Annotated in this window: 19 protein-coding genes; 10 read left to right on the top strand and 9 right to left on the bottom strand. The window is 43.3% G+C overall.

Annotated features, from left to right (window positions below):
- Positions 1 to 18: 18 nt before the first annotated feature.
- Complete coding sequence (locus C6348_RS04800) at positions 19 to 639, bottom strand: acetate uptake transporter (RefSeq protein WP_106042122.1); 621 nt, start codon at positions 637 to 639, stop codon at positions 19 to 21.
- Positions 640 to 781: 142 nt separating this feature from the next.
- Here C6348_RS04800 and C6348_RS04795 point away from each other — a divergent pair, with 142 nt between their 5' ends.
- A complete protein-coding gene (locus tag C6348_RS04795) occupies positions 782 to 1,603 on the top strand; it encodes a uroporphyrinogen-III synthase (RefSeq protein ID WP_106042120.1) in 822 nt (273 codons plus the stop codon).
- Between the two features lie 40 nt (positions 1,604 to 1,643).
- On the opposite strand, the gene uptA is transcribed toward C6348_RS04795, so the two are convergent.
- Positions 1,644 to 2,246, bottom strand: a complete 603-nt coding sequence (gene uptA, locus C6348_RS04790) for an undecaprenyl phosphate transporter UptA (RefSeq protein WP_095285257.1) — start codon at positions 2,244 to 2,246, stop codon at positions 1,644 to 1,646.
- 357 nt (positions 2,247 to 2,603) lie between these two features.
- Here uptA and C6348_RS04780 point away from each other — a divergent pair, with 357 nt between their 5' ends.
- Positions 2,604 to 2,834, top strand: a complete 231-nt coding sequence (locus C6348_RS04780; RefSeq protein WP_034660863.1) for an excisionase family DNA-binding protein — start codon at positions 2,604 to 2,606, stop codon at positions 2,832 to 2,834.
- A gap of 133 nt (positions 2,835 to 2,967) precedes the next feature.
- Here the strand turns inward: C6348_RS04780 and C6348_RS04775 are convergent, their stop codons facing one another.
- From C6348_RS04775 to C6348_RS04750, 6 genes are all read right to left on the bottom strand, one after another.
- Positions 2,968 to 4,068 carry a Ger(x)C family spore germination protein gene (locus C6348_RS04775; RefSeq protein WP_066030803.1) on the bottom strand — a complete coding sequence of 367 codons (1,101 nt, stop codon included), beginning with the start codon at positions 4,066 to 4,068 and terminating at the stop codon, positions 2,968 to 2,970.
- Positions 4,065 to 5,165 (bottom strand): GerAB/ArcD/ProY family transporter, encoded by a 1,101-nt coding sequence (locus tag C6348_RS04770; protein WP_060596498.1) that lies wholly within the window; start codon positions 5,163 to 5,165, stop codon positions 4,065 to 4,067. The genes C6348_RS04775 and C6348_RS04770 overlap by 4 nt, the downstream gene beginning before the upstream one ends.
- Positions 5,166 to 5,177: 12 nt before the next feature.
- Positions 5,178 to 6,665: a spore germination protein gene (locus C6348_RS04765; RefSeq protein WP_060596497.1), complete on the bottom strand. Its 1,488-nt coding sequence runs from the start codon at positions 6,663 to 6,665 to the stop codon at positions 5,178 to 5,180.
- Between the two features lie 73 nt (positions 6,666 to 6,738).
- Complete coding sequence (locus C6348_RS04760) at positions 6,739 to 8,082, bottom strand: (Fe-S)-binding protein (RefSeq protein ID WP_106042116.1); 1,344 nt, start codon at positions 8,080 to 8,082, stop codon at positions 6,739 to 6,741.
- The gene (gene glcD / locus C6348_RS04755) at positions 8,079 to 9,488 is read right to left on the bottom strand and encodes a glycolate oxidase subunit GlcD (protein ID WP_106042114.1); all 1,410 of its coding nucleotides are present in this window, start codon (positions 9,486 to 9,488) and stop codon (positions 8,079 to 8,081) included. Before glcD ends, C6348_RS04760 begins: the two co-directional genes overlap by 4 nt.
- Positions 9,489 to 9,565: 77 nt before the next feature.
- Positions 9,566 to 10,699, bottom strand: a complete 1,134-nt coding sequence (locus C6348_RS04750; RefSeq protein ID WP_106042112.1) for a CdaR family transcriptional regulator — start codon at positions 10,697 to 10,699, stop codon at positions 9,566 to 9,568.
- 125 nt (positions 10,700 to 10,824) lie between these two features.
- On the opposite strand from C6348_RS04750, the gene C6348_RS04745 reads away from it, so the two are divergent.
- Positions 10,825 to 11,403, top strand: a complete 579-nt coding sequence (locus tag C6348_RS04745; RefSeq protein ID WP_106042110.1) for a branched-chain amino acid aminotransferase — start codon at positions 10,825 to 10,827, stop codon at positions 11,401 to 11,403.
- A 24-nt stretch (positions 11,404 to 11,427) separates the two neighbouring features.
- On the opposite strand, the gene C6348_RS04740 is transcribed toward C6348_RS04745, so the two are convergent.
- Entirely contained in the window at positions 11,428 to 12,198 is a 771-nt protein-coding gene (locus C6348_RS04740; RefSeq protein WP_095285250.1) for a DeoR/GlpR family DNA-binding transcription regulator, read from the bottom strand.
- A gap of 122 nt (positions 12,199 to 12,320) precedes the next feature.
- Between C6348_RS04740 and C6348_RS04735 the strand changes: the two genes are divergently transcribed.
- The 7 genes from C6348_RS04735 to C6348_RS04705 all read left to right on the top strand — a co-directional run bounded on the left by C6348_RS04735 (position 12,321) and on the right by C6348_RS04705 (position 20,145).
- Complete coding sequence (locus C6348_RS04735; protein ID WP_095285249.1) at positions 12,321 to 13,127, top strand: tyrosine-protein phosphatase; 807 nt, start codon at positions 12,321 to 12,323, stop codon at positions 13,125 to 13,127.
- Between the two features lie 24 nt (positions 13,128 to 13,151).
- The gene (locus C6348_RS04730; RefSeq protein WP_106042108.1) at positions 13,152 to 14,690 is read left to right on the top strand and encodes a glycoside hydrolase family 10-like protein; all 1,539 of its coding nucleotides are present in this window, start codon (positions 13,152 to 13,154) and stop codon (positions 14,688 to 14,690) included.
- Between the two features lie 142 nt (positions 14,691 to 14,832).
- A complete protein-coding gene (locus C6348_RS04725; protein ID WP_106042106.1) occupies positions 14,833 to 15,975 on the top strand; it encodes an acyl-CoA dehydrogenase family protein in 1,143 nt (380 codons plus the stop codon).
- A gap of 42 nt (positions 15,976 to 16,017) precedes the next feature.
- Positions 16,018 to 17,655, top strand: coding sequence for an AMP-binding protein (locus tag C6348_RS04720; RefSeq protein WP_106042104.1), 1,638 nt, complete (start codon positions 16,018 to 16,020; stop codon positions 17,653 to 17,655).
- A gap of 8 nt (positions 17,656 to 17,663) precedes the next feature.
- Positions 17,664 to 19,013: an acetyl-CoA carboxylase biotin carboxylase subunit gene (locus tag C6348_RS04715; RefSeq protein ID WP_106042103.1), complete on the top strand. Its 1,350-nt coding sequence runs from the start codon at positions 17,664 to 17,666 to the stop codon at positions 19,011 to 19,013.
- Positions 19,010 to 19,225, top strand: a complete 216-nt coding sequence (locus tag C6348_RS04710; RefSeq protein ID WP_034660850.1) for an acetyl-CoA carboxylase biotin carboxyl carrier protein subunit — start codon at positions 19,010 to 19,012, stop codon at positions 19,223 to 19,225. Before C6348_RS04715 ends, C6348_RS04710 begins: the two co-directional genes overlap by 4 nt.
- A gap of 11 nt (positions 19,226 to 19,236) precedes the next feature.
- Entirely contained in the window at positions 19,237 to 20,145 is a 909-nt protein-coding gene (locus C6348_RS04705) for a hydroxymethylglutaryl-CoA lyase (RefSeq protein WP_106042101.1), read from the top strand.
- The last annotated feature ends 4 nt before the right edge of the window (positions 20,146 to 20,149 follow it).

The raw sequence follows: 20,149 nt of genomic DNA, 5'->3' as shown, positions 1-20,149 counted from the left end.
AAAGCAGTTCTTTTTTATTTATGCTTTTGTAAAAATACGAAATGGTTGTCCAATTGGCAGCACAGTTCGGCCAAAATGAGTATTGAGCACAACAGCTGCTGAACCATAAAACGAAAGCAGGGAAATGATCAATTCTGCGATACCGGCAAAGGTATGAGTCACATCGTACATCACACCAAACGAGCTAAGGGAAAGACCAAGGAATAAGAAATCAATAAAGACGAAAATCAAAAATAATACTTTATGTGTTTCCATTGCACCAATCGTCATAAACAAGCTGAAAATCAAATAACCGATAAACGCAAAACCTAGTTGTTTTGGATCTGCTGCTCCCGCAAGCGTTTTCCCAAAAACGCCGGCTTGAATGAGCCAAGTCGTTCCAACGCCCATCCAAAAAAGACCGAATGCGCCAAAGGCAGTGGCTCCAAAAATATTATGATGCTTTGAATCTTGTATGGACGCGATTAGCTGCGCGATGCCTCCAAGGAAGATAGCCCAAGGTAAAATAAGGGAAGTGCCATCTGTAATTCCTAGTTTTTGTGAGGACGCAACGAGCGTCACCATTGCTAAACCAAACAAACCAAGTGGTGTTGGGTCTGCAATTGATAATCGAATAGCTTGAACATTCTGTTTTTCCATAATGACCTCCTACAATTTGCACTTACAAAAGATACTCGAATTAGACCGAAACGTCAAGCTCTTTTTTAGTAGACACTTGCAACGTCTTCCAAATAAATCTATATTTAATACATATCAAATGTGATAGAAAAAGAGGGATAAAATGAGTAAAGGCTTAGCTGGAAAAACGATTGCCATTTGTGGAACGAGAAAAACAGAAGAAATGCGTACACTTGTCGAAAAGCAAGGGGGACAAGCCGTTATTCGTTCTCTTCAAGGAACCGTATTTTTAGCCAAAGAGGAGTTAAAGCCAGGCATTGAAACCTTTGTGAAGCAAGGTGCGGATTGGGTGATTTTCACAACAGGCATCGGGACAGACACATTGATTGAGAGTGCAGAAGAGCTTCATCTGGGGGAAGCATTTATGCACATTCTATCAAATGCGCATATTGCTTCAAGAGGGTATAAAACCTTTGCAGCACTCAAAAAACGCGGAATTCAGCCAGACGTATCTGATGAAGATGGAACGGTTCGTGACATGATCTCAAAGCTTGAAGACAAGGAGTTTCATGGCAAACGCGTCATGGTGCAGCTTCACGGGGAAAACGCTCCGGCTCTCATCCAGTTTTTACATGACAAAGGGGCTGATATTTTGCCGCTTTTACCTTATCAGCACACACCTCCTGAACCAGAGGCCGCAGAAACATTGCTTCAAGAAATGAAAGATGAAAAAGTCCATGCCGTCTGTTTTACAACCGCTGTTCAGGTTCACGCCTTTTTCACATTAGCGGCAAAATGGGGCAGAAAACAAGAACTCCAAGAGCTATTCGAGCAGCACGTACTGGCAGTGGCCGTCGGAAAAGTCACAGCTGAAGCTTTAAAAGAAGAGGGAATAGACAGAATTCTAGCTCCGTCACTTGAGAGAATGGGTGCAATGATTATGGAATTATCCCAATATATGAAAAAACAATCATCACATTCATAGAAAAAACGCCTTTCACCCGATCAGTGGAAGGCGTTTTTCATTAGATTGTCCGTTTTCGGTTCGTACGAATTTTTTTGAGGACAAAATAAAGAACGATCAGGACAATCGCAATGGCCATAATAGGGGTTGTATAAGCGTGAGCAACACTTTGAATGTGATCCCACTTTGTCCCAAGCTGCATACCGAGATAGATAAATAAGATCGACCAAGGGATGGCAGCTAATCCTGTCAAGAGGACAAATTTCAAAAAAGGCATTTTGGCAATACCTGCTGGAATGGAGATGGCGTGGCGGACAACAGGAATAAAGCGCGCTGTAAACACCACACCGGTTCCATATCGGTCAAACCAGCGCTCTGCAGTTGCGATATGGTGTTCATGGATGAATAAGTATTTTCCGTACTTTGTTAAAAAAGGTCTTCCGCCATAAAGGCCGATCCAGTATATAAAACACTGTGCGAGCGTACCTCCGATGACGCCAGCGATAACAGCTCCAACAAAACCGATTGTTCCTGTTGACACCATATATCCGCCATAAGCAAGAACAATTTCGCTCGGAATGATTTCAATCATCAGACCTAGTGCTACACCAACATAACCAAGGCTTGTCAGCCAGGTTAAAATTTCATTGAACAAGGTTCCCATTCATTTCACTCTGCCTTTAAATACGAATTTTCTTCAAGCATCCTTATAAAAGCCTATGCTTGTTTTGCTTTTCTCATGAGTCTGCTTTCCGCTTACCTCTCACGGCTAAACCGAAAGACGCCTCATGAATGCCTGGCTTTTCCACCAATTCTGTGACGATAAACTCTCGTCTAGCAAACTTTATCATACCATATTTGCTTGTACCTAGACGATCTAATTGCTGAACACTTGTTATGTGAAGAACTATCATGATGTCAGTGGTCAAATCAGTAAAGAAAATAGGAATAGGCTGCATCCGTTTTTTTCAACAGATCATGATATAATTTGTTAGATGAAACGAACGGGTGGTGCACAAACATGTATTTAACAATCGCAGAAACAGCTGAATACTTAGAAGTAGCTGAAGCGTATATTGAGAAATTAATCCAGCAAAAAAAGATCCGCTATGTATTTGACGGCGAATCCTATCTGATTTATCAAGGACAGTTTCAAACGCATATGAAGCAGCTTGAACAATACAAAGAGCTCGTCCAAGAGATTTTAAATGAACCGATTCCTGAAGATCCAGATGTAAAGGACGAAGATTAGAGTATTGTCATCTTTTCAAATGAAACAATTTTTACTGCACGATGACTTTTATGGAGAGGACGGACAGGCTTTCCAATCAGAGGGTGATGTCATCGTCACCAAAGAAGACATTTTCGAATAATTTTTTACTCATTTATTGACTGACACCGGTTTGAACAATTTTCATATGGCATTTAATTTGTACATCCGCATCAGGATAGATTTCCTGCCATTTTTCTGGTGTCATTGCTTTGTCTTTTGATCGATACCTCAAACCCAGCCCAAGCGGATCTATGTTTTGCTTTTTAAAGGACTGAACAAGGTCTTGTCCTTGCTGAGCGACACGTTTTTCAACTTTTCTTTCAACATGGTCCAATATAGAAGGTTTATCAATTTTTTTGGACTTCATAAATTCTTTTAATTCACCTTTCAGCTTGATATCAATCGTGATATGAGGCTTTTTTGTTAGGTTTTTCGTTGGTTTGATCTGGTAAGACACATGTGATTTGATATTTTCAATGACGACATGGGTCTTTGCTTGATCATCCAATTGAAACTCGTAGATGCCATTTTTATGATTTTCAATCATCGCTTTAAATGTGAACGTTTCTTCTCCAGGGATATGACCCACCATTTTTTCTTGATCAAACAGAGCGACTCCTGTGACCTTGATGGCATTGCTTGTTTTTTTGATGTAAGGGAGGTAAGCATCGACCCCTTTTGCCAGCATCTGATTCATAAAAATATGCTGATTGGTCACAGGTTCATTGCCATTTCGCATATTTTGGGTTAACAGATCAGAGAGATACACGCCAATATTCAAGTTCGTTTGATTCATTTTTGTGTATAATAACTCTTCAACTTCTCCGCCTACAATCGCAAACACTTGGCGTGAACCAATGATAGGATCACGATAAATGTAATTCATTAAATCGATCATGCCGACTTCTTTTGCTAATTTTTCACTGATTAAAATAACGAGCACCTGGCCCATGACCACTGGAAAAGGTGATTTTTCTGACACGAGAAACTGAATATTACTAATGGTGTTTGACCTCGCACTTAATATTTGATAACTTCCTTGCTCTTCACTTTTAAAGACAGGGAAGACGAAGAAGCCCTTCATTTCGCCATCTTCTACTAAATCAAATCCTGCCGCCTGAGAGATATTTAATTCATCTAAAAGGCGAGGCTGTGCACAGCTAGTTAACAAAAGACTAAACAACATGAGACCCATGAGTATATAACGTTTCATGCTCGTTTTTTCACCCACCTTTTTTTCAGCATCAGCCCAATGACCATACAGACAATCAATCCATATATAAGAATGTATCCGCTATATTCCACCCATTGATTAAAGGCTTCAAAAGAGGTTGCCCCGGCAAAAAACGAAAACATGACCAAAATGAGGATGCTGAGACAGATTAAAGTGACGCGCTGACTCGTATGAAATACTTGTTTCGCCATTCGGCTCGCTGCCCATAATGGAATGGCGATATTTGGAATGATCAGAAGCAGCCAGAGGGACACTTCAATAAATTCAAAGCGCTGGATAAAGGGAAGTTTCACAATACTTGTTAACGTTAATGTCGGCCATTTTGTTAATTTGAGCTGAGCACTAGAGTAATACGCAATGGAGACGAGAAAGACAAGTAAATTTAAGCATGTCGTGAATAATGCCCCCATGTGGGCAAATTTTTGTGACGTCTGTGCTTGTTTAATAAAGGGATAATAGACAAGCAGCGTGCCAAAACCAAACATGGATAAGGAGGCATCTTTGACGCCCATTACCAGCTGCGAAAATGTATGATCAAACATCGGAAACATGAAGCGAATGTGACTATATTTCATGACATAAAAGCAAATAAACGTCATCCAATACGTCAGTACAATGCTAAAAAATGCCCATCCAGCAATGGTTCTAAAGCCGCCGGTATGAATGTAATACACAAGCAGCAGCAGTACAGACGCAAACAATAGACCAGGAATTTCTTTAAACAGCCATACATGGATCACATCCATATAGTGGACGAGAACGGTCAACGACAAAGAAGCAAAATATAAGATATAGAGTATGTTGAATAATTGCCCAATCCATTTGCCAAATACGTATTGCGTGATATCACCAAATTCATCCGAAGGGGCCTTTCTAAACATCAAGTACATCAGAAAGATCATCACATTGACGCTGATGCCAGAAATAAGAATGGCGATCCATCCATCATTATTCATAGAACGAACAAGGTTTGTTTGAAAGTTTAAAATGCCGACACCTACTTGATTGGCATTGATGAGAAAAAACACAAAAAAAGGGGAAACTTGAAATTTTTCTTTCACAGAAGAAGAACTCATGCTTTCACTTCCTTATTCATAAAAATCATTTTTCCCCTTACGGCCTTGCTTAGGCTTTTGCCGGTGAATCGTTTCATTTTGCGGGCGTAAATTTTCCGGTCTTTTATTCAAAAAGCGGAGCTGAGGACGAATCAAGCTACCCTTTAAATCCGTCAGACGCAGTGGAAAAATAGGCTCTAGATACGGCCTTCCAATAGACGTTAATTTCATTAAATGGGTGAGTAGGAAAGATCCCATCACGGCAATGCCTAATGCACCCCAAATCTGTGCTGCAAATAGAAATGGAAATCTCAGCAGCCGAATGGCACTGCCCATTTTGTAAATAGGGGTGACAAATGAGGCAAGAGCAGAAAGGGCGACAATAATGAGTAAAATATTACTTGTTAAGCCTGCTGCCACAGCAGCCTGTCCAATGACAATCCCGCCAACAATCCCGAGCGTCTGCCCGACTTTAGCTGGGAGCCTCGAACCTGCTTCTCTTAGTAATTCAATCGAAATCTCTAAAAATAGGGCCTCAATAATCGGAGGAAATGGAACAAGATAGCGCGAGGACACAATGGTTTCTAATAAATCCTTTGGGATCAGCTCATAATGAAAGGTTAAAACGGCTACATATAAAGGTGTCGCAAAAATGGAGAATATCACTGCAAATATGCGTAACAGCCGAAAGCAAGAAGCCGCCATCCACGACATATTGTAGTCTTCCATTGTGGAAAAATACTCAAGTAAAATAGTCGGGGCAAGCAAGACATGAGGCGATCCATCGACTAAGATGGCAATTTTCCCTTCTGTTAAACCTGACGACACGCGGTCGGGTCTTTCTGTATTTAAAAACAATGGAAAGATCGTATTGGATACATCATAAAGCATTTGAGCGAGGTAATTCGCATCTAAAATCTGATCATAATCAACGTCCTCAATGCGCTGGAGAACGGTTTCGATGTTTTGCGGGTTGGCGATTTCTTCAATATATAACACCGCTACTTTTGTTTGAGATAGCGTGCCAACTGTCTTTTCTGCCACTTTCAGGTTCGGCGTCGGCAGCCGCCGCCTGACCAAATTTAAATTGGTATCCAAAACCTCCACAAATGCTTCCTGGGCACTGATAATGCCAAATTCAATCTCGGGGGGCCCAACTTGTCTGCCTTTCTTTTCTTCAATCGGTATCAGAAGTGCTTTGCCCCAGTCCGTTTCGAGCCGAATGGCCATATTGCCCAGATGAAGGGCTTCTTCCACTTTTTGAAGATCGGTCGTGATGACAGACTGTTCAATGGGGATTCGTTCTTTCAGCTCCTCAAGAGTGGGGGTGAGGTGCAACTCTTTCATGCAGGGCAAAATTTGTTCATGGAGTAGATGACCATTAATTAAAGAACGAAAAAAAGAGATTCGATAAAGAAAACCTTCACTTCGTGACAATTCGTTTGTAAAATCAGAGGAACGTGACAATGCCTCAAATACTGAATTTGGGTCCTTTTGATGTTGTTTGTTTTTCTTCAGCACTTGAATCATCTCCTTCCGCGATTTGCCTCTATTATCCAACTAATTGTCTGAAGATATGCATGAAAAAAAGCGTTCAGCTTGATGAGCTAGACGCTTTTTTTCCATATTGAACGGCTTCTAATAAAAAATCTGCGAGATGGACGGCACGCATGCTGGGCGATTGTCCTGAACGTTTGATACCCGCTGCCATTTGCAAATGACAGCCTGGATTGGACGTGACAATGGCAGCCGCCGCTGTTTGACTAGCTTCTGTCATTTTATGATCTAAAATTTGCATCGACATCTTTGGTTGCAAAATATTATAAATTCCGGCGGATCCGCAGCAGCGGTCGGCATCCTTCATTTCTTTAAATGATACCCCGTGAATCGCCTTCATCAGCACCCTTGGCGCTTGCTCTACACCCATTCCATTTCGTAAGTGACAAGAGTCTTGATAGGTGATGATCTGCTCTGGCAAGGCAAGCGATGTACGCCGGTGAAACTTAAGCTCCACGAGAATATCTGATATATCCGTGATTTTATTTGAGAAGGCTTCACCTCGCTTTTGAAAAGCCGGATCATCCTTTAGCAAATGATCGTAATCACTTAAAAAGGCACCACATCCGCCCGCATTCATAACAATGGCATCTGCCTCTATCTCCTCAAATGCTTCAATATTCCGCCTTGCTAACTGTTTCGCTTGCTCTTTTTCTCCGCTATGGCCATGAAGTGCACCGCAGCACGTCTGAACAGGAGGGACGACAACGTCACAGCCGGCCAGCTGCAAAAGCTGGATGGTCGCTTCGTTTGTGCTGGAAAAAACGGTGTCCATTAAACAGCCAGTAAAAAAGGCCACACGCTTTCTTGCCGTGCCAATGGCTTTGTATTCTAACGCACGGCTTTTTTGTTGACGCGGCACCTTTGGAAGGGCCTGCTCCATCAGCTGTAAATGCGGCGGAAGCACCTTTAGCATGCCAGACTTGCGGGCGGCCGTTTGCAGACCAGAGGTTTGATAAAATCGCAGAAGTCCAGCCGCTTGACGCATTCGGCTTTGTGAAGGAAAGAGTCCTTTAAACACAACACGTCTCACAAATTTGACAGGAAGAGATTGTTTTTTGTGCTGCTGAAGGATGTCTCTCGCATCCTCAAGTAAACGTCCATATTTGACGCCGGAAGGGCAGACCGGTTCACATGCACGGCAGCCAAGACAAAGGTTCAGTGAATGTTCGACATCTTCATCCGGCTCAATCACGCCGTCTCTCACCGCCTTCATTAAAGCAATCCGGCCGCGGGGAGAGTGAGTTTCTTGTTGACCGGATTCAATATAAGTAGGACAGGAAGGGAGGCAGAAGCCGCAGCGCATGCAGTTGAGCAGCTCCTTTTCATCCATTTGCTGCTGAAAGTTTTGCTGAATCTCTGATTGTTTAGAGGAATTCATGAGACCACCACCCGCTTTCTTGCTGCTTTTCCAAACACCTTATCAGGATTCATAATATTTGCTGGATCTAGCGCTTGTTTGATTGCTTTCATTGCTGCGATTCCTTCTTTTTTGACCTTTAGCTCTAAATAGGGGGCTTTCATCAGACCCACGCCATGTTCACCCGTAATGGTGCCGCCAAGGGAGACTGCTTTTTCAAAAATGGCCTGAAAGGCTTCTTCGACCCGCTTCATTTCTTCTTCATTTCTTGCATCGGTTGCACAAGTAGGATGTAAATTCCCGTCACCTGCATGACCAAATGTACAGATTTTTACTTCGTACTCTCTCGCAATGTCTTCGATCGCCCGCACCATGTTAGCAATTTCAGACCGGGGGACTGTAGCATCTTCTAAAATCGTTGTGGGGCTTAAACGGGCGAGGGCAGATAAAGCGGCTCGTCTCGCTGTTAAAAGGGCACTTGCCTCTTCTTCAGAATGTGCGATATTTACTCCTTTTGCACCGTGCTGCTGACAGACCTTTGCGATGTTCTTTATATCACGGGAAACGGCCTCAGGGTTGCCGTCCTGTTCGATTAATAGCACCGCTTGAACGTCAGTCGGCAGGCCGATTTTGGCAAAGTCTTCGACGACTTTCAGTGTCGGCTGATCCATAAATTCTAATGTGGCGGGGATAATACGCTCTGCAATAATCGCCGAAACTGATGCGGCTGCTTCCTCTAGGCTTTCATATAAGCAAAGCATCGTTTGTTTGGTTTCTGGAAGCGGCAAAAGCTTCAGCGTGGCTTCTGTGACAATTCCGAGCGTTCCTTCTGATCCAACAAATAAACGGGTCATATCATACCCGGCCACGTCCTTAGCGAGCTTGCCGCCCGTTTTGATGATGTCACCGTTTGGCAGCACCACTTCAAGTCCAAGTACATAATCTCTCGTCACGCCATATTTTAACCCCCGGAGACCACCTGAATTTTCATTAATATTGCCGCCTAACGTGGAGATTTTCATTGAGCTTGGATCTGGTGGGTAGAAGAGACCTCTTGCCTCTACTTGGCGAATGAGTTCCTGTGTGATCAAACCAGGCTGGACCGTTGCGGTGAGGTTTTCTTCGTCTATTTCGATTAATTGGTTCATTCTTGTAAACAACATCACAAGTCCGCCTTGTGTAGGACAGGTTCCTGCACAAAGGTTCGTTCCTGATCCTCTTGGCACGATCGGCACCTTATATGAGGCGCAGAGCCGGACGATTTGCTGGATTTCCTCAGCCGCGTGCGGGCTCACGATGACATCCGGTAGATGCTGAAAATTAGGCGTTGCATCATAAGAGTAGGCAAGCCGATCGGCTTTACTGTCTTGTACATAGGGCGCACCGACAATCTTTTTTAATTGACTTAAAAATTCAGAATTTAACATGCGCATTCACTCCTACTGATTAGACATACCGTTTCTTTCAGTATAAAAAAAGAATCGCCTCATGCCTATGGACGATTCTACAAAATATTGGGCTGTTCGCCTCGTTTATTTGGATGATGATCTAATAGCATCAAGGCTAAATAAAAGAGCATCGCATCTTGCATGCGTTTTGGATCAAGTGCCGTTAAATCTTGGATACGTTTTAGTCTGTAATGCAGTGTATTGATATGTACGTGCATCGCTTCCGCGGTATACTTCAATGAGTAATCTGATGTCATGAGTACACGCAATGTTTTCACTAGTTCAGGGTAGGGGAGAAGTGGGGCGATCGTTCGATCAAGGAACACTTCTTTTGTTTCCTGACTCACTTCTTCTATAAAAAGTTCAAGTGTTAAATCCTCATCAAACACAATCGGTGTATCCACATGTGCCAATTTTAAGGCACGAAAGGCTTGATGAAAGGATTGCTTCATCATATGTCCAGCTGCAGGTTTTCCCGCACCTATCAAAACCTTTGATGTGGAACGTGAGGTGAGGGAAGCATGGATGTGAAAAAGACGCTGCTGCAAGGTATCACGTTCATCTGCTGTGGTTTGCAGCATGAGCAAAAAGCGGGCATGTCCCCAGCGGACGATCATTTCCTGACTTGTGAGATGCAGCATTTCCTTTACTTTTTTGTATTGATCCTGCTTCATAAATGATTCATCGTGACAATCAATGAGGACGACGACACGCTGCTTGTTGACATCAAGCTGAAGCCGCGCTGCTTTTTCAGTGAGATTGATTGCTGTCTCTGGCAGATGAAGCCAGTCGAACACAAACGCTTCAAGCTGCCGTTCATCGGTTTCCGTTTCTAGAAAAAATTCATGCTCTTGAATAAGCAGTTCGGTCATTTTTCGTAATATTTCGCCAAATGGAGAGACATGGACGGGATTTCCTGTCATCCCAATCACACCAATGACCTCTTGCTTAAAATAAATAGGCAGATTGATGCCGGCTTTGACCCCTTTCATTTGCTGCTCATCATTCTTTGTGAGGATTCGTTTTTGTCCTTCAAAGGATGTCAAATACGCCCCTTCATGAAATTGACCAATGCGCGCTGGATCTGTTGCCGCAATGATGGTGCCGTTTGTTTGTGCGATGATGATTTCCTCAGTCAGCACTTTTTTGACCTCGTCTACGATTTTTTCTGCCAGTGTCATTGTGAGCAAAACGTACCCCTCCGAGATGTTTCTTTTGACACTATCATACCATCATATGCTGAGTCATATCTTTCTTTTCATGAGTTATGCTAAAATAATAAACGCACATGAATGAGAAGAAAGGAGACATAGCCATGTCATTGCAAAATCGCTTACAAGATCTTTTGAAAGAAGGACAAGCGCTGACAGACTTTGAATATGACGAAGCGGCGCGCCACAATTGGCCTTTAGAAGGTGCAAGAATAAAGGAAGAGGCACGCTTTAGCGATGTATATATAGAGCGTGTAGACAAAGAATCCGAGGACATGATTCAAACAGAAGGCGCCTCATTTCTAAACACACCGCTTACATATGTAAAACAACATCAAAAAGAATTCATTTATATCGAATCAAAGTGGTTTGATGTGGTGAGAGTCGATGGATTAGCCATTGAATGGGACGAAGTGTTTCAAACGTATACCGTGTTATTCGGTTTAAAACGTCCTAAAAAAGACACAGGTATTTTAAAAGACATGCTGGCTTCATTAAATGGTGCGCAGCTTCAATTTAATGGGCAAGACGGCTTATTCGATGTGAATTTACAGCTTCTTGAACTTGAGGACATCCATGAAGATATGCCTTTTATTGAAGTCATCTCAGCCGTGTACCGTTTTTTATTCCGCATGATCATCCAGCTTGAAATGAATGAATCAAAAAACGGCTCAAATTCCTGAGCCGTTTTTTTGTGATCCATTTATTTACGTCTTCTCATTTGATGAAGGCGTGGCAAACCGTACATCATGATCTTTTCCATATTGAAGATAATCTTCATTTGGCTGTTTATTCGTCACGACGACATCAAGATCGTGTAAATCACAAAACGTGGTCAAAGCGTAGTGATCGAACTTACTATCATCAACTAATAAAAACGTTTTGGCACTTTTTTCAACAACTGTCTTTTTAATATCCGTTTCAAGCGGGGACGAATTCGTGACTCCGTGATCAATGGATAAACCAGTTGATGCGATAAAGGCTTTATTGACATTGTAAGCTTTCAAACGCTCTACACTTTGATAGCCAACGAAAGAATTCGTTTTTCTCTCAAGCATCCCGCCGGTGGAAAAGATAGTGAGATTTTCATAAGGCATCGCCTGTGTAATAAAATCTACATTATTGGTCACAACGGTCACCTGTTTCTCAGTCAAATAGGGAAGCATTTCAAGTGTTGTCGTACCAGAATCAACAAAAATCATATCCCCATTTTCCACAAAAGCAGCAGCCGTTTGTCCGATCAATTGCTTTTTACTGAGCTGGCGGGTCTTCCGCTCTTGATATACTACTAATGTTGAATGGTTCACAGCGACTCCGCCGTACACTTTCTTTAGTACGCCGGACTCGACCAATGCTTGTACATCTCGGCGTATCGTGTTTTTTGAGACGCCAAAATGCGCCACAAGCTCATCAAGTGAGGCAGATTCCCGGTCAAACACATACTCTTTGATTTGCTGAATCCGTTTTGTTTTGATCATGCTTCATATCTCCAATCCATCCGAATCTCCTTTTTCCATTATACCAAATGGCTTCTCTTTTCCCCATCTCAATAAAAGCGTATGATAGAGAAAAGAACGTAACGGAAAGGATTTTCACTTCTATGAATCAATCAAACAACCCATTTTCAAAGCTTGCGAATTTTAGAGAAGTAGGGGGACTTCAAACAACAGGTGAGATGGTGATCAGGCAGGGAATGATTTATCGATCCGCAGATCTATCGCGTCTCACAAAACAAGATATGTTGACGTTCTCAAAGCTTAGGATTCAAACCATTTGTGATCTCCGAACAAGCTCAGAACGCAAATCACATCCGCCAAAAATCAAGGAACACAACAAAATCGTTCATATCCCGATGCAGCCAGACAGTAAGATGCCAAGTAAGTGGACCATGTTTCGTATGCTGACAACTGAAGGGAAATCTCTCTCATTTACACCGATTATGAAAGATTTATATCAAAGTATGCTCACAGAGCGTAAAGAAGAGATTCAGCAGCTGTTCTCACTGCTTTCAGATAAGAGCAATTACCCGCTGATGCTTCACTGCACGAGCGGTAAGGACCGGACAGGCTTTTTATCTGCCCTTATTCAATTAGCAGCAGGTGTACCGATGCCGGCCGTTTTAAGTGAATATATGCGTTCCAATGAAGGTGTGAAAATGCTTGTCAGAAGGCAGCAGCGATTTGTCCGCATGATGAGTTTATACCGGGTGTCAAAAGAGCAAATTCAACCGCTTCTCGGTGTGCAGCAAGATTATCTGGAAGATGTGCTAAACGAGATGATGGCGACATACGGAAGTACAGAGCGATATTTAATCGAGGCTTGCGAAATACCTGAAGCTCAGCTCAAGGAAATGAAAAACATCCTGCTGACACCATCTGCTGGCATTCGATCTCAAAAAGCGGAATAAACTGAATATGAGGTGATGCAAAAAATGCTGAAAAAAATCAGTATGACGTGTCTAACACTAATTTTGATGTTTGTATTCTTATTGATTCCTTCTAGCAGTCTAGCTCGTCCAATGCCAAAAGGGAAGCTTGAAAGCACAAGAGAGATGCGCGCGGTATGGATCGCATCGGTTTATAACTTAGATTGGCCTTCAAAGAAAGGACTGCCTGTCAAAGAGCAGAAACAAGAGTTTATTCATTTGTTAGATGAGATCAAAGCGATGAATATGAATGCCGTGATCATGCAAATTAAACCGACAGCAGATGCCTTTTATCCTTCGGCATACGGCCCGTGGTCCGAATATTTAACCGGCACGCAAGGGAAAGATCCTGGGTATGACCCGCTTGAATTCATGATCGAAGAAGCTCATAAACGCGGGCTCGAATTTCACGCTTGGTTTAACCCGTATCGAATCACAATGAATCATACCGACCTCAGCCGTTTATCAGCCGATCACCCTGCAAAAAAACATCCAGATTGGACTATTGCTTATGGTAATCAGCTTTATTACAATCCAGGCATTCCTAAAGCTCAGGAGTTCATTGTCGGCAGCATAGAAGAAGTCGTGAAAAACTACGATATTGATGCAGTGCATATGGATGATTATTTTTACCCGAATAAAATAGCCGGTGTGCCGTTTCCAGATCAAGAAACGTATGAAACATATGGAAAAAAGGCATTCACGCATATAGAAGATTGGCGAAGAGATAATGTGAACCAATTGGTCAAGCAAATCAACAACACCGTGAAGAAAGTAAAGCCGTATGTGAAGTTTGGTATTAGCCCATTTGGAGTCTGGCGCAACATAAAGGATGATCCGACTGGTTCAAACACCACAGCAGGGATGACCAACTATGATGATTTGTATGCTGATACAAGAGAGTGGATTCAGCAGCACGATATCGATTATGTCACCCCGCAAATTTACTGGAGCATCGGCTTTCAGGCAGCCGCATACGATGTGCTAACAAAATGGTGGTCAAATGAAGTGAAGGGAGAGCCTGTTCACCTGTACATTGGTCAGGCGACGTATAAAATTAATCAAAACAGTGATCCTGCTTGGTCTGATCCAGAAGAATACTTTCGGCAGATTGAGCTGAACAGACAGTCACCTCTCGTACAGGGAAGCATGCACTTTAGCCTAAAGGATATCAATCGCAACCCTTTGAATGTCAAAAATCAATTGATAGAAGATGCTTACCGTAAACCGGCTCTCATTCCAGAAATGCCTTGGCTTCATCAGAAAGCGCCAAAAAAACCAATCATTCAATCTATTAAAAAGACAGCAGAGGGTGCGGCTTTACAGATCAAAAATGATCCACAATCTACCGCATCCTATTACGCGGTCTATCGCTTGACGACGAAAGGAACATATGAATTGCTGCAAACCGTTAGAAAAGAAGCCGGCACGCTGACATCTGTCAAAAATCTTTCAGTTCATCAGAATAAGAGTGATACTTACAAAGTAACGGCTCTCAATCGACTTCATCACGAAAGCAAGCCTTCTACAATAAAAGTGAGATAACGAAAAAGCATGAATGAGGATTTTCTTCGTTCATGCTTTTTTCTATTATTTTTGTTTTAATATTCTGAATTCAGCTAAGCTTGGCATGAAGCAGCCACTTGATTAATAAATATGATAGAAAAGAGCCAAAGGGGGAAACAAGATGGATTTTGAATTAACGAAAGAACAACAAATGATTCGGCAGATGGTCAAAGAATTCGCCAAGGAAGAAATTGCACCACTCACTCAAACCATTGATGAACAGGCTGTATTCCCGGTCCAAACTTTTCAAAAAATGGGGGAACTCGGCTTGATGGGCATCCCTTTTCCAGAGAAATACGGAGGCTCAGGAGGAGATACAATCTCATATGCGCTCGCTGTAGAAGAAATCGGAAAACAGTGTGCCAGTACAGGCCTTAGCTATGCCGCAGCCGTTTCCTTAGGCGCAAGCCCGCTTTATTACTTCGGTACAGAGGAGCAAAAGATGGATCACCTTGTCCCGCTGGCATCTGGAACAGCACTCGGTTCCTTCGGATTAACAGAGCCAAATGCAGGGTCAGATGCAAAAGGGACGAAAACAAAAGCGGTCAAAGACGGACAAGAGTATGTGATTAGCGGGGAGAAGTGCTGGATCACAAATGCCAATTTTGCCAGAACCATTATCGTCACAGCTGTCACGGATCATGATAAGCACGGCCGCCCGATCATCTCCGCCTTCATTGTAGAAAAAGGTCAAAAAGGGCTGTCCATTACAAATCCATACGACAAAATGGGAGTGCGCGGTTCAGATACGGCTGAAATCATTTTAGACAGCGTACGTGTACCAGCACATCATATATTAGGAGACCCAGCCAAAGGCTTCAAGCAATTTTTATATACATTAGACGGGGGACGCATATCAATTGCTGCCTTATCTGTTGGTATCGCGCAAGCTGCACTAGATGCTTCTCTCTCCTATGCAAAGGAAAGAAAGCAATTTGGGCAGACCCTCTCGTCCTTTCAAGCCATTCAATTTAAACTGGCAGATATGGCGATGCAAATAGAACTTGCTCGTCAAATGGTGTGGAAAGCCGCTTGGCTGAAAGATCATGGCAAGCCATTTACAAAAGAAGCTGCCTATGCCAAGCTTTTCGCTTCGGAAATGGCCACAAAAGCAAGTCTTGATGCTGTCCAAATTCACGGAGGAACAGGCTACATGAAAGAGTGCGGGGTAGAACGGCTTGTGAGAGATGCCAAGCTCATGGAAATCGGAGAAGGCACCTCTGAAATTCAGCGTCTAGTCATCGCGAGACAACTGCTATCATAACCCTTTTATGAAAACGCTTACCACTGATGGAGGAGGAAAATCATGATGTCGATTCATCCACAAACGATCGGCTCCCTATTAAAAGAGAAAAAGGAGCAGCACCCAGCACATGAAGCCATTGTGTATCCAGAACGTTCATTACGTTATTCATACGAAGCGTTTTTTAGAGAGGTCAAGGAAACAGGGAAAGGTCTTATGGCATTAGGGGTTCAAAAAGGGGATCATATCGCCATCATGGCACCTAATGTCCCTGAATGGCTCATGCTGCAATTCGCCTGCGCCTCCATTGGAGCCGTTCTTGTCACCGTGAATACGAACTTTCAATCACAAGAACTCGCTTACTTACTAAAGCACTCTGATAGCAGCATGCTGTTTATCGTTGACGGGTTTAAAGAGACATCATATGTCAGGATGCTTGAAAACCTCATTCCAGAGCTTCAAACAGCTCATCAAGACGAGATCACTTCATCATCATTTCCATATTTAAAAAGTGTTGTATATATTGGCGAGCACACGCCAAAGGGCATGCGCAGCTGGGACAGTATTCAAGCTGCTGCTAAAAGAATGGAGGATGATGCATGGGAGAAACGAATGGATGAGCTGGCGCCTGATGACGTTATTAATATGCAATATACCTCTGGCACAACCGGCTACCCAAAAGGCGTCATGCTCAGCCATACAAACATCGTCTGCAATGCCAGTCAGATCGCAGATTGCATGAAGCTCACCCATGAAGACCGCATGTGTATCCCCGTGCCGTTCTTTCATTGCTTTGGATCTGTTCTTGGCGTACTTGCTTGTCTCACAAAAGGAGGCACGATCATTCCAATTGAAACTTTCCACCCAGAGCGAGTCCTTCAAACAGTGGAACAAGAGAAGTGCACTGTTCTTCATGGCGTCCCGACAATGTTCATTGCAGAGCTTGATCATCCGAATTTCCACCAATACGATCTGTCCACATTACGAACAGGCATTATGGCAGGATCTCTTTGCCCATCCCATGTGATGAAAGCAGTCATTGAACAAATGGGACTGAAGGAGCTCACGATTGCCTACGGTCAAACCGAAAGCTCACCTGTCATTACCCAAACTAGAACGGATGATTCATTTGAAAGGCGGGTTCAAACAGTCGGTCGGGCACTTCCTCACATCGAAGTGAAAATCACTGCACCAGGTACGCCGGATGAAGTACCAAGAGGAGAACAAGGTGAGCTGTGTACAAGAGGCTACCATGTGATGAAAGGCTACTATAAAAATGAAGAGGCCACAAATGAAGTCATTGATGAGGACGGGTGGCTTCATACAGGAGATTTAGCAGAGATGGATGAGGACGGCTATGTGAAAATCACAGGACGGCTGAAAGATATGATCATTAGAGGCGGAGAGAATGTTTACCCAAAAGAGATTGAAGACGTTCTTTACACGCATCCAGCCATTCTTGATGCACAGGTCGTTGGTATTCCTGACGAGACCTATGGAGAGGAAGCCGCCGCATTCATTCGGCTCAAACAAGGTCACACGGTGACGATTGAGTCATTAACCAGCTATTGTCAGTCACAAATGGCTCGCTACAAAATTCCAAAATATTTTTTCATCACAGACGAGTATCCGATGACCGCATCAGGGAAGATTCAAAAGTTTCGTCTGAAAAAACAGGCGCTTGATCTAATAAAGGAGTGAGGGCAGCGATGTTCAAAAAAGTACTCATTGCGAATCGAGGCGAAATTGCTCGTAGAATTATTCGGACTTGTAAAAGGCTCGGGATCAACACCGTGGTTGTTTATTCAGAGGCAGATCAGCATGCGCTTCATGTGCAAGAAGCAGACAGCGCCTATCTGATTGGAGGAGCGAAAGTATCTGAAAGCTATTTAAACATGGAAGTGATCATCGAGGTTGCCAAGCAGACAAATACAGATGCCATCCATCCTGGATATGGCCTTTTATCAGAAAATGCGGGCTTTGCTGAACGCTGCCGCAGCGAAGGAATTATTTTTATTGGACCATCCGCACAGGTCATTCAGCGAATGGGGAATAAAATTGAAGCGAGAAAAATGATGGACCATGCGGGGATTCCCATTGTACCAGGCGTTTCAGCCCCGCTCCATGACGCAGAAGAAGGAGTCAGTAAAGCCCAGTCACTCGGTTATCCGATCATGCTCAAGGCATCAAGCGGAGGCGGGGGAATTGGCATGCAGCTTGTGCGAAATGACGAGGAGCTGCATAAAGCTTTTGAAGGAAATCAAAAAAGAGCGCAAAGTTTTTTCAACGACGGGACGCTTTATATGGAAAAGGTCATTGAAGACGCGCGGCACATTGAAATTCAAGTCCTTTTTGATTCCTTCGGCCATGGGGTTCACTTATTTGAGCGCGACTGTTCACTCCAAAGAAGACACCAGAAAATCATCGAAGAAGCACCTGCCGCCTGTCTCGATGAATCGGTGAGACAACAGATGGGACAGATGGCCGTCAAAGCAGCCAAAGCCATTGGCTATGAAAATGCAGGGACGATTGAATGTTTAGTCGATCAAAACCAACAATTTTATTTTCTAGAGATGAACACGAGATTACAAGTAGAGCACCCTGTCACAGAAGAAATTACAGGTATTGATCTTGTCGAGGAGCAGCTGAAAATCGCTGCATCAGAGCCGCTTTCCTTCATTCAGGAGGATATTCATCAAATTGGGCATGCCATCGAGGTCAGAATCTATGCGGAGGACCCCGTTACCTTTTATCCGTCACCAGGAACAATCACTCGGCTATTTATGCCAGAAGCTCCCTATATACGCCATGAATCAAGTGTGACAAGTGGGAGCGTCATTACCCCATATTACGATCCAATGATTGCGAAGATGATCGTTTACGGTGATACACGAAAACTTGCAATAGAACGATTAAAAAAGGCGTTACAAGCATATGAAATAGAAGGGATCAAAACCAACTTACCGCTTTTAAGGGAAATGGCTGGATCTTCTGCTTTCTTACATGGCAGCATCACAACCGATTTTCTCATGAAAAAAAGGGAGGGGAACCGTTCATGAAAATGGTCACGATACAAATGGCCGGAAACTTATGGAAGCTTCTTGTGAAACAAGGCGATGAAGTGCAAAAAGGGCAGGAGGTCGCTATCTTGGAATCAATGAAAATGGAGATTCCAATTGTTGCAGAAGAGGCTGGTGTCATCAGCAAAGTGTATAAGGCAGAGGGGGAATTTGTCGATGAAGGAGAGGTCCTTCTAGAGCTGACAGAATAGGAGTGAGCGAGATGGCATTACCAAAGCGTGTACTTATTAGAGAGGTCGGCCCGCGGGACGGACTGCAAAATGAATCCACTTGGCTGGACACAAGCGAGAAGCAAAGGTGGATTGAACTGCTCACAGCAGCCCGGCTCCCTTATATTGAAGTCACCTCATTTGTTCATCCTAAATGGGTCCCAGCCTTAAAAGACGCCAAAGAGTTAGCTCAATCCTTACACAAAAATGACAACATCACCTATGCAGCACTCATTCCTAATGAAAAAGGCTTGGCTCACTTTTTTGAAGCAAATCTTGACGCAGGCGCTATGTTTATCTCTTCGAGTGAAACACATAACAAAAAAAATATGAATCAATCCATCCACGAAACACTTCCTGTCATCAAACAAATGACAGCTGATTTAAAAGCAGCAGGAAAGATCACGCGCGCATATATTTCTACCGTGTTTGGCTGCCCTTATGAACATCAAGTGCCAATGGATCAAGTTCTGCGGTTAACGGATATTCTGCTCTCTTATGGCATTGATGAAATATCACTCGGCGACACCATTGGAGAAGCCCATCCGCTTCAAGTAGAAAGGCGATTAGACATTTTACTTGAACGTTTTCCTGCTGATAAAATCGCTCTACATTTTCACGATACGAAGGGGATGGGTCTTGCCAATATTTATACGGCATTAAAAGCGGGAATCACAACATTTGACTCCTCTAGCGGCGGGCTTGGCGGCTGCCCATATGCACCTGGCTCTAGCGGAAATGTCGCGACTGAAGATGTAGTGCATATGCTTCAAAAACTAGGAATTAAAACAAATATCGATTTTCCTGCATTGATAAAAGCGGCAGAATGGATCGAAACAAAAGTAGATCGAACCCTGCCTAGTCATTGTTTACGTGCTTTTCACTCTCATACTACTTCATAAAGGA

Origin of the sequence: Bacillus sp. YBWC18, assembly GCF_002998775.1 — a bacterium.
Classification (GTDB): domain Bacteria; phylum Bacillota; class Bacilli; order Bacillales; family Bacillaceae; genus Bacillus.
The sequence above is the reverse complement of the archived record's forward strand: the minus strand, read 5'-3'. Positions and strand labels throughout refer to the sequence as shown.

Bases quoted from the DNA above. Each gene is read 5' to 3' on its own strand.
- C6348_RS04800 (WP_106042122.1), bottom strand. From the start codon at position 639: ATGGAAAAACAGAATGTTCAAGCTATTCGATTATCAATTGCAGACCCA.
- C6348_RS04795 (WP_106042120.1), top strand. From the start codon at position 782: ATGAGTAAAGGCTTAGCTGGAAAAACGATTGCCATTTGTGGAACGAGA.
- uptA (WP_095285257.1), bottom strand. From the start codon at position 2,246: ATGGGAACCTTGTTCAATGAAATTTTAACCTGGCTGACAAGCCTTGGT.
- C6348_RS04780 (WP_034660863.1), top strand. From the start codon at position 2,604: ATGTATTTAACAATCGCAGAAACAGCTGAATACTTAGAAGTAGCTGAA.
- C6348_RS04775 (WP_066030803.1), bottom strand. From the start codon at position 4,068: ATGAAACGTTATATACTCATGGGTCTCATGTTGTTTAGTCTTTTGTTA.
- C6348_RS04770 (WP_060596498.1), bottom strand. From the start codon at position 5,165: ATGAGTTCTTCTTCTGTGAAAGAAAAATTTCAAGTTTCCCCTTTTTTT.
- C6348_RS04760 (WP_106042116.1), bottom strand. From the start codon at position 8,082: ATGAATTCCTCTAAACAATCAGAGATTCAGCAAAACTTTCAGCAGCAA.
- glcD (WP_106042114.1), bottom strand. From the start codon at position 9,488: ATGTTAAATTCTGAATTTTTAAGTCAATTAAAAAAGATTGTCGGTGCG.
- C6348_RS04745 (WP_106042110.1), top strand. From the start codon at position 10,825: ATGTCATTGCAAAATCGCTTACAAGATCTTTTGAAAGAAGGACAAGCG.
- C6348_RS04740 (WP_095285250.1), bottom strand. From the start codon at position 12,198: ATGATCAAAACAAAACGGATTCAGCAAATCAAAGAGTATGTGTTTGAC.
- C6348_RS04735 (WP_095285249.1), top strand. From the start codon at position 12,321: ATGAATCAATCAAACAACCCATTTTCAAAGCTTGCGAATTTTAGAGAA.
- C6348_RS04730 (WP_106042108.1), top strand. From the start codon at position 13,152: ATGCTGAAAAAAATCAGTATGACGTGTCTAACACTAATTTTGATGTTT.
- C6348_RS04725 (WP_106042106.1), top strand. From the start codon at position 14,833: ATGGATTTTGAATTAACGAAAGAACAACAAATGATTCGGCAGATGGTC.
- C6348_RS04720 (WP_106042104.1), top strand. From the start codon at position 16,018: ATGATGTCGATTCATCCACAAACGATCGGCTCCCTATTAAAAGAGAAA.
- C6348_RS04715 (WP_106042103.1), top strand. From the start codon at position 17,664: ATGTTCAAAAAAGTACTCATTGCGAATCGAGGCGAAATTGCTCGTAGA.
- C6348_RS04710 (WP_034660850.1), top strand. From the start codon at position 19,010: ATGAAAATGGTCACGATACAAATGGCCGGAAACTTATGGAAGCTTCTT.
- C6348_RS04705 (WP_106042101.1), top strand. From the start codon at position 19,237: ATGGCATTACCAAAGCGTGTACTTATTAGAGAGGTCGGCCCGCGGGAC.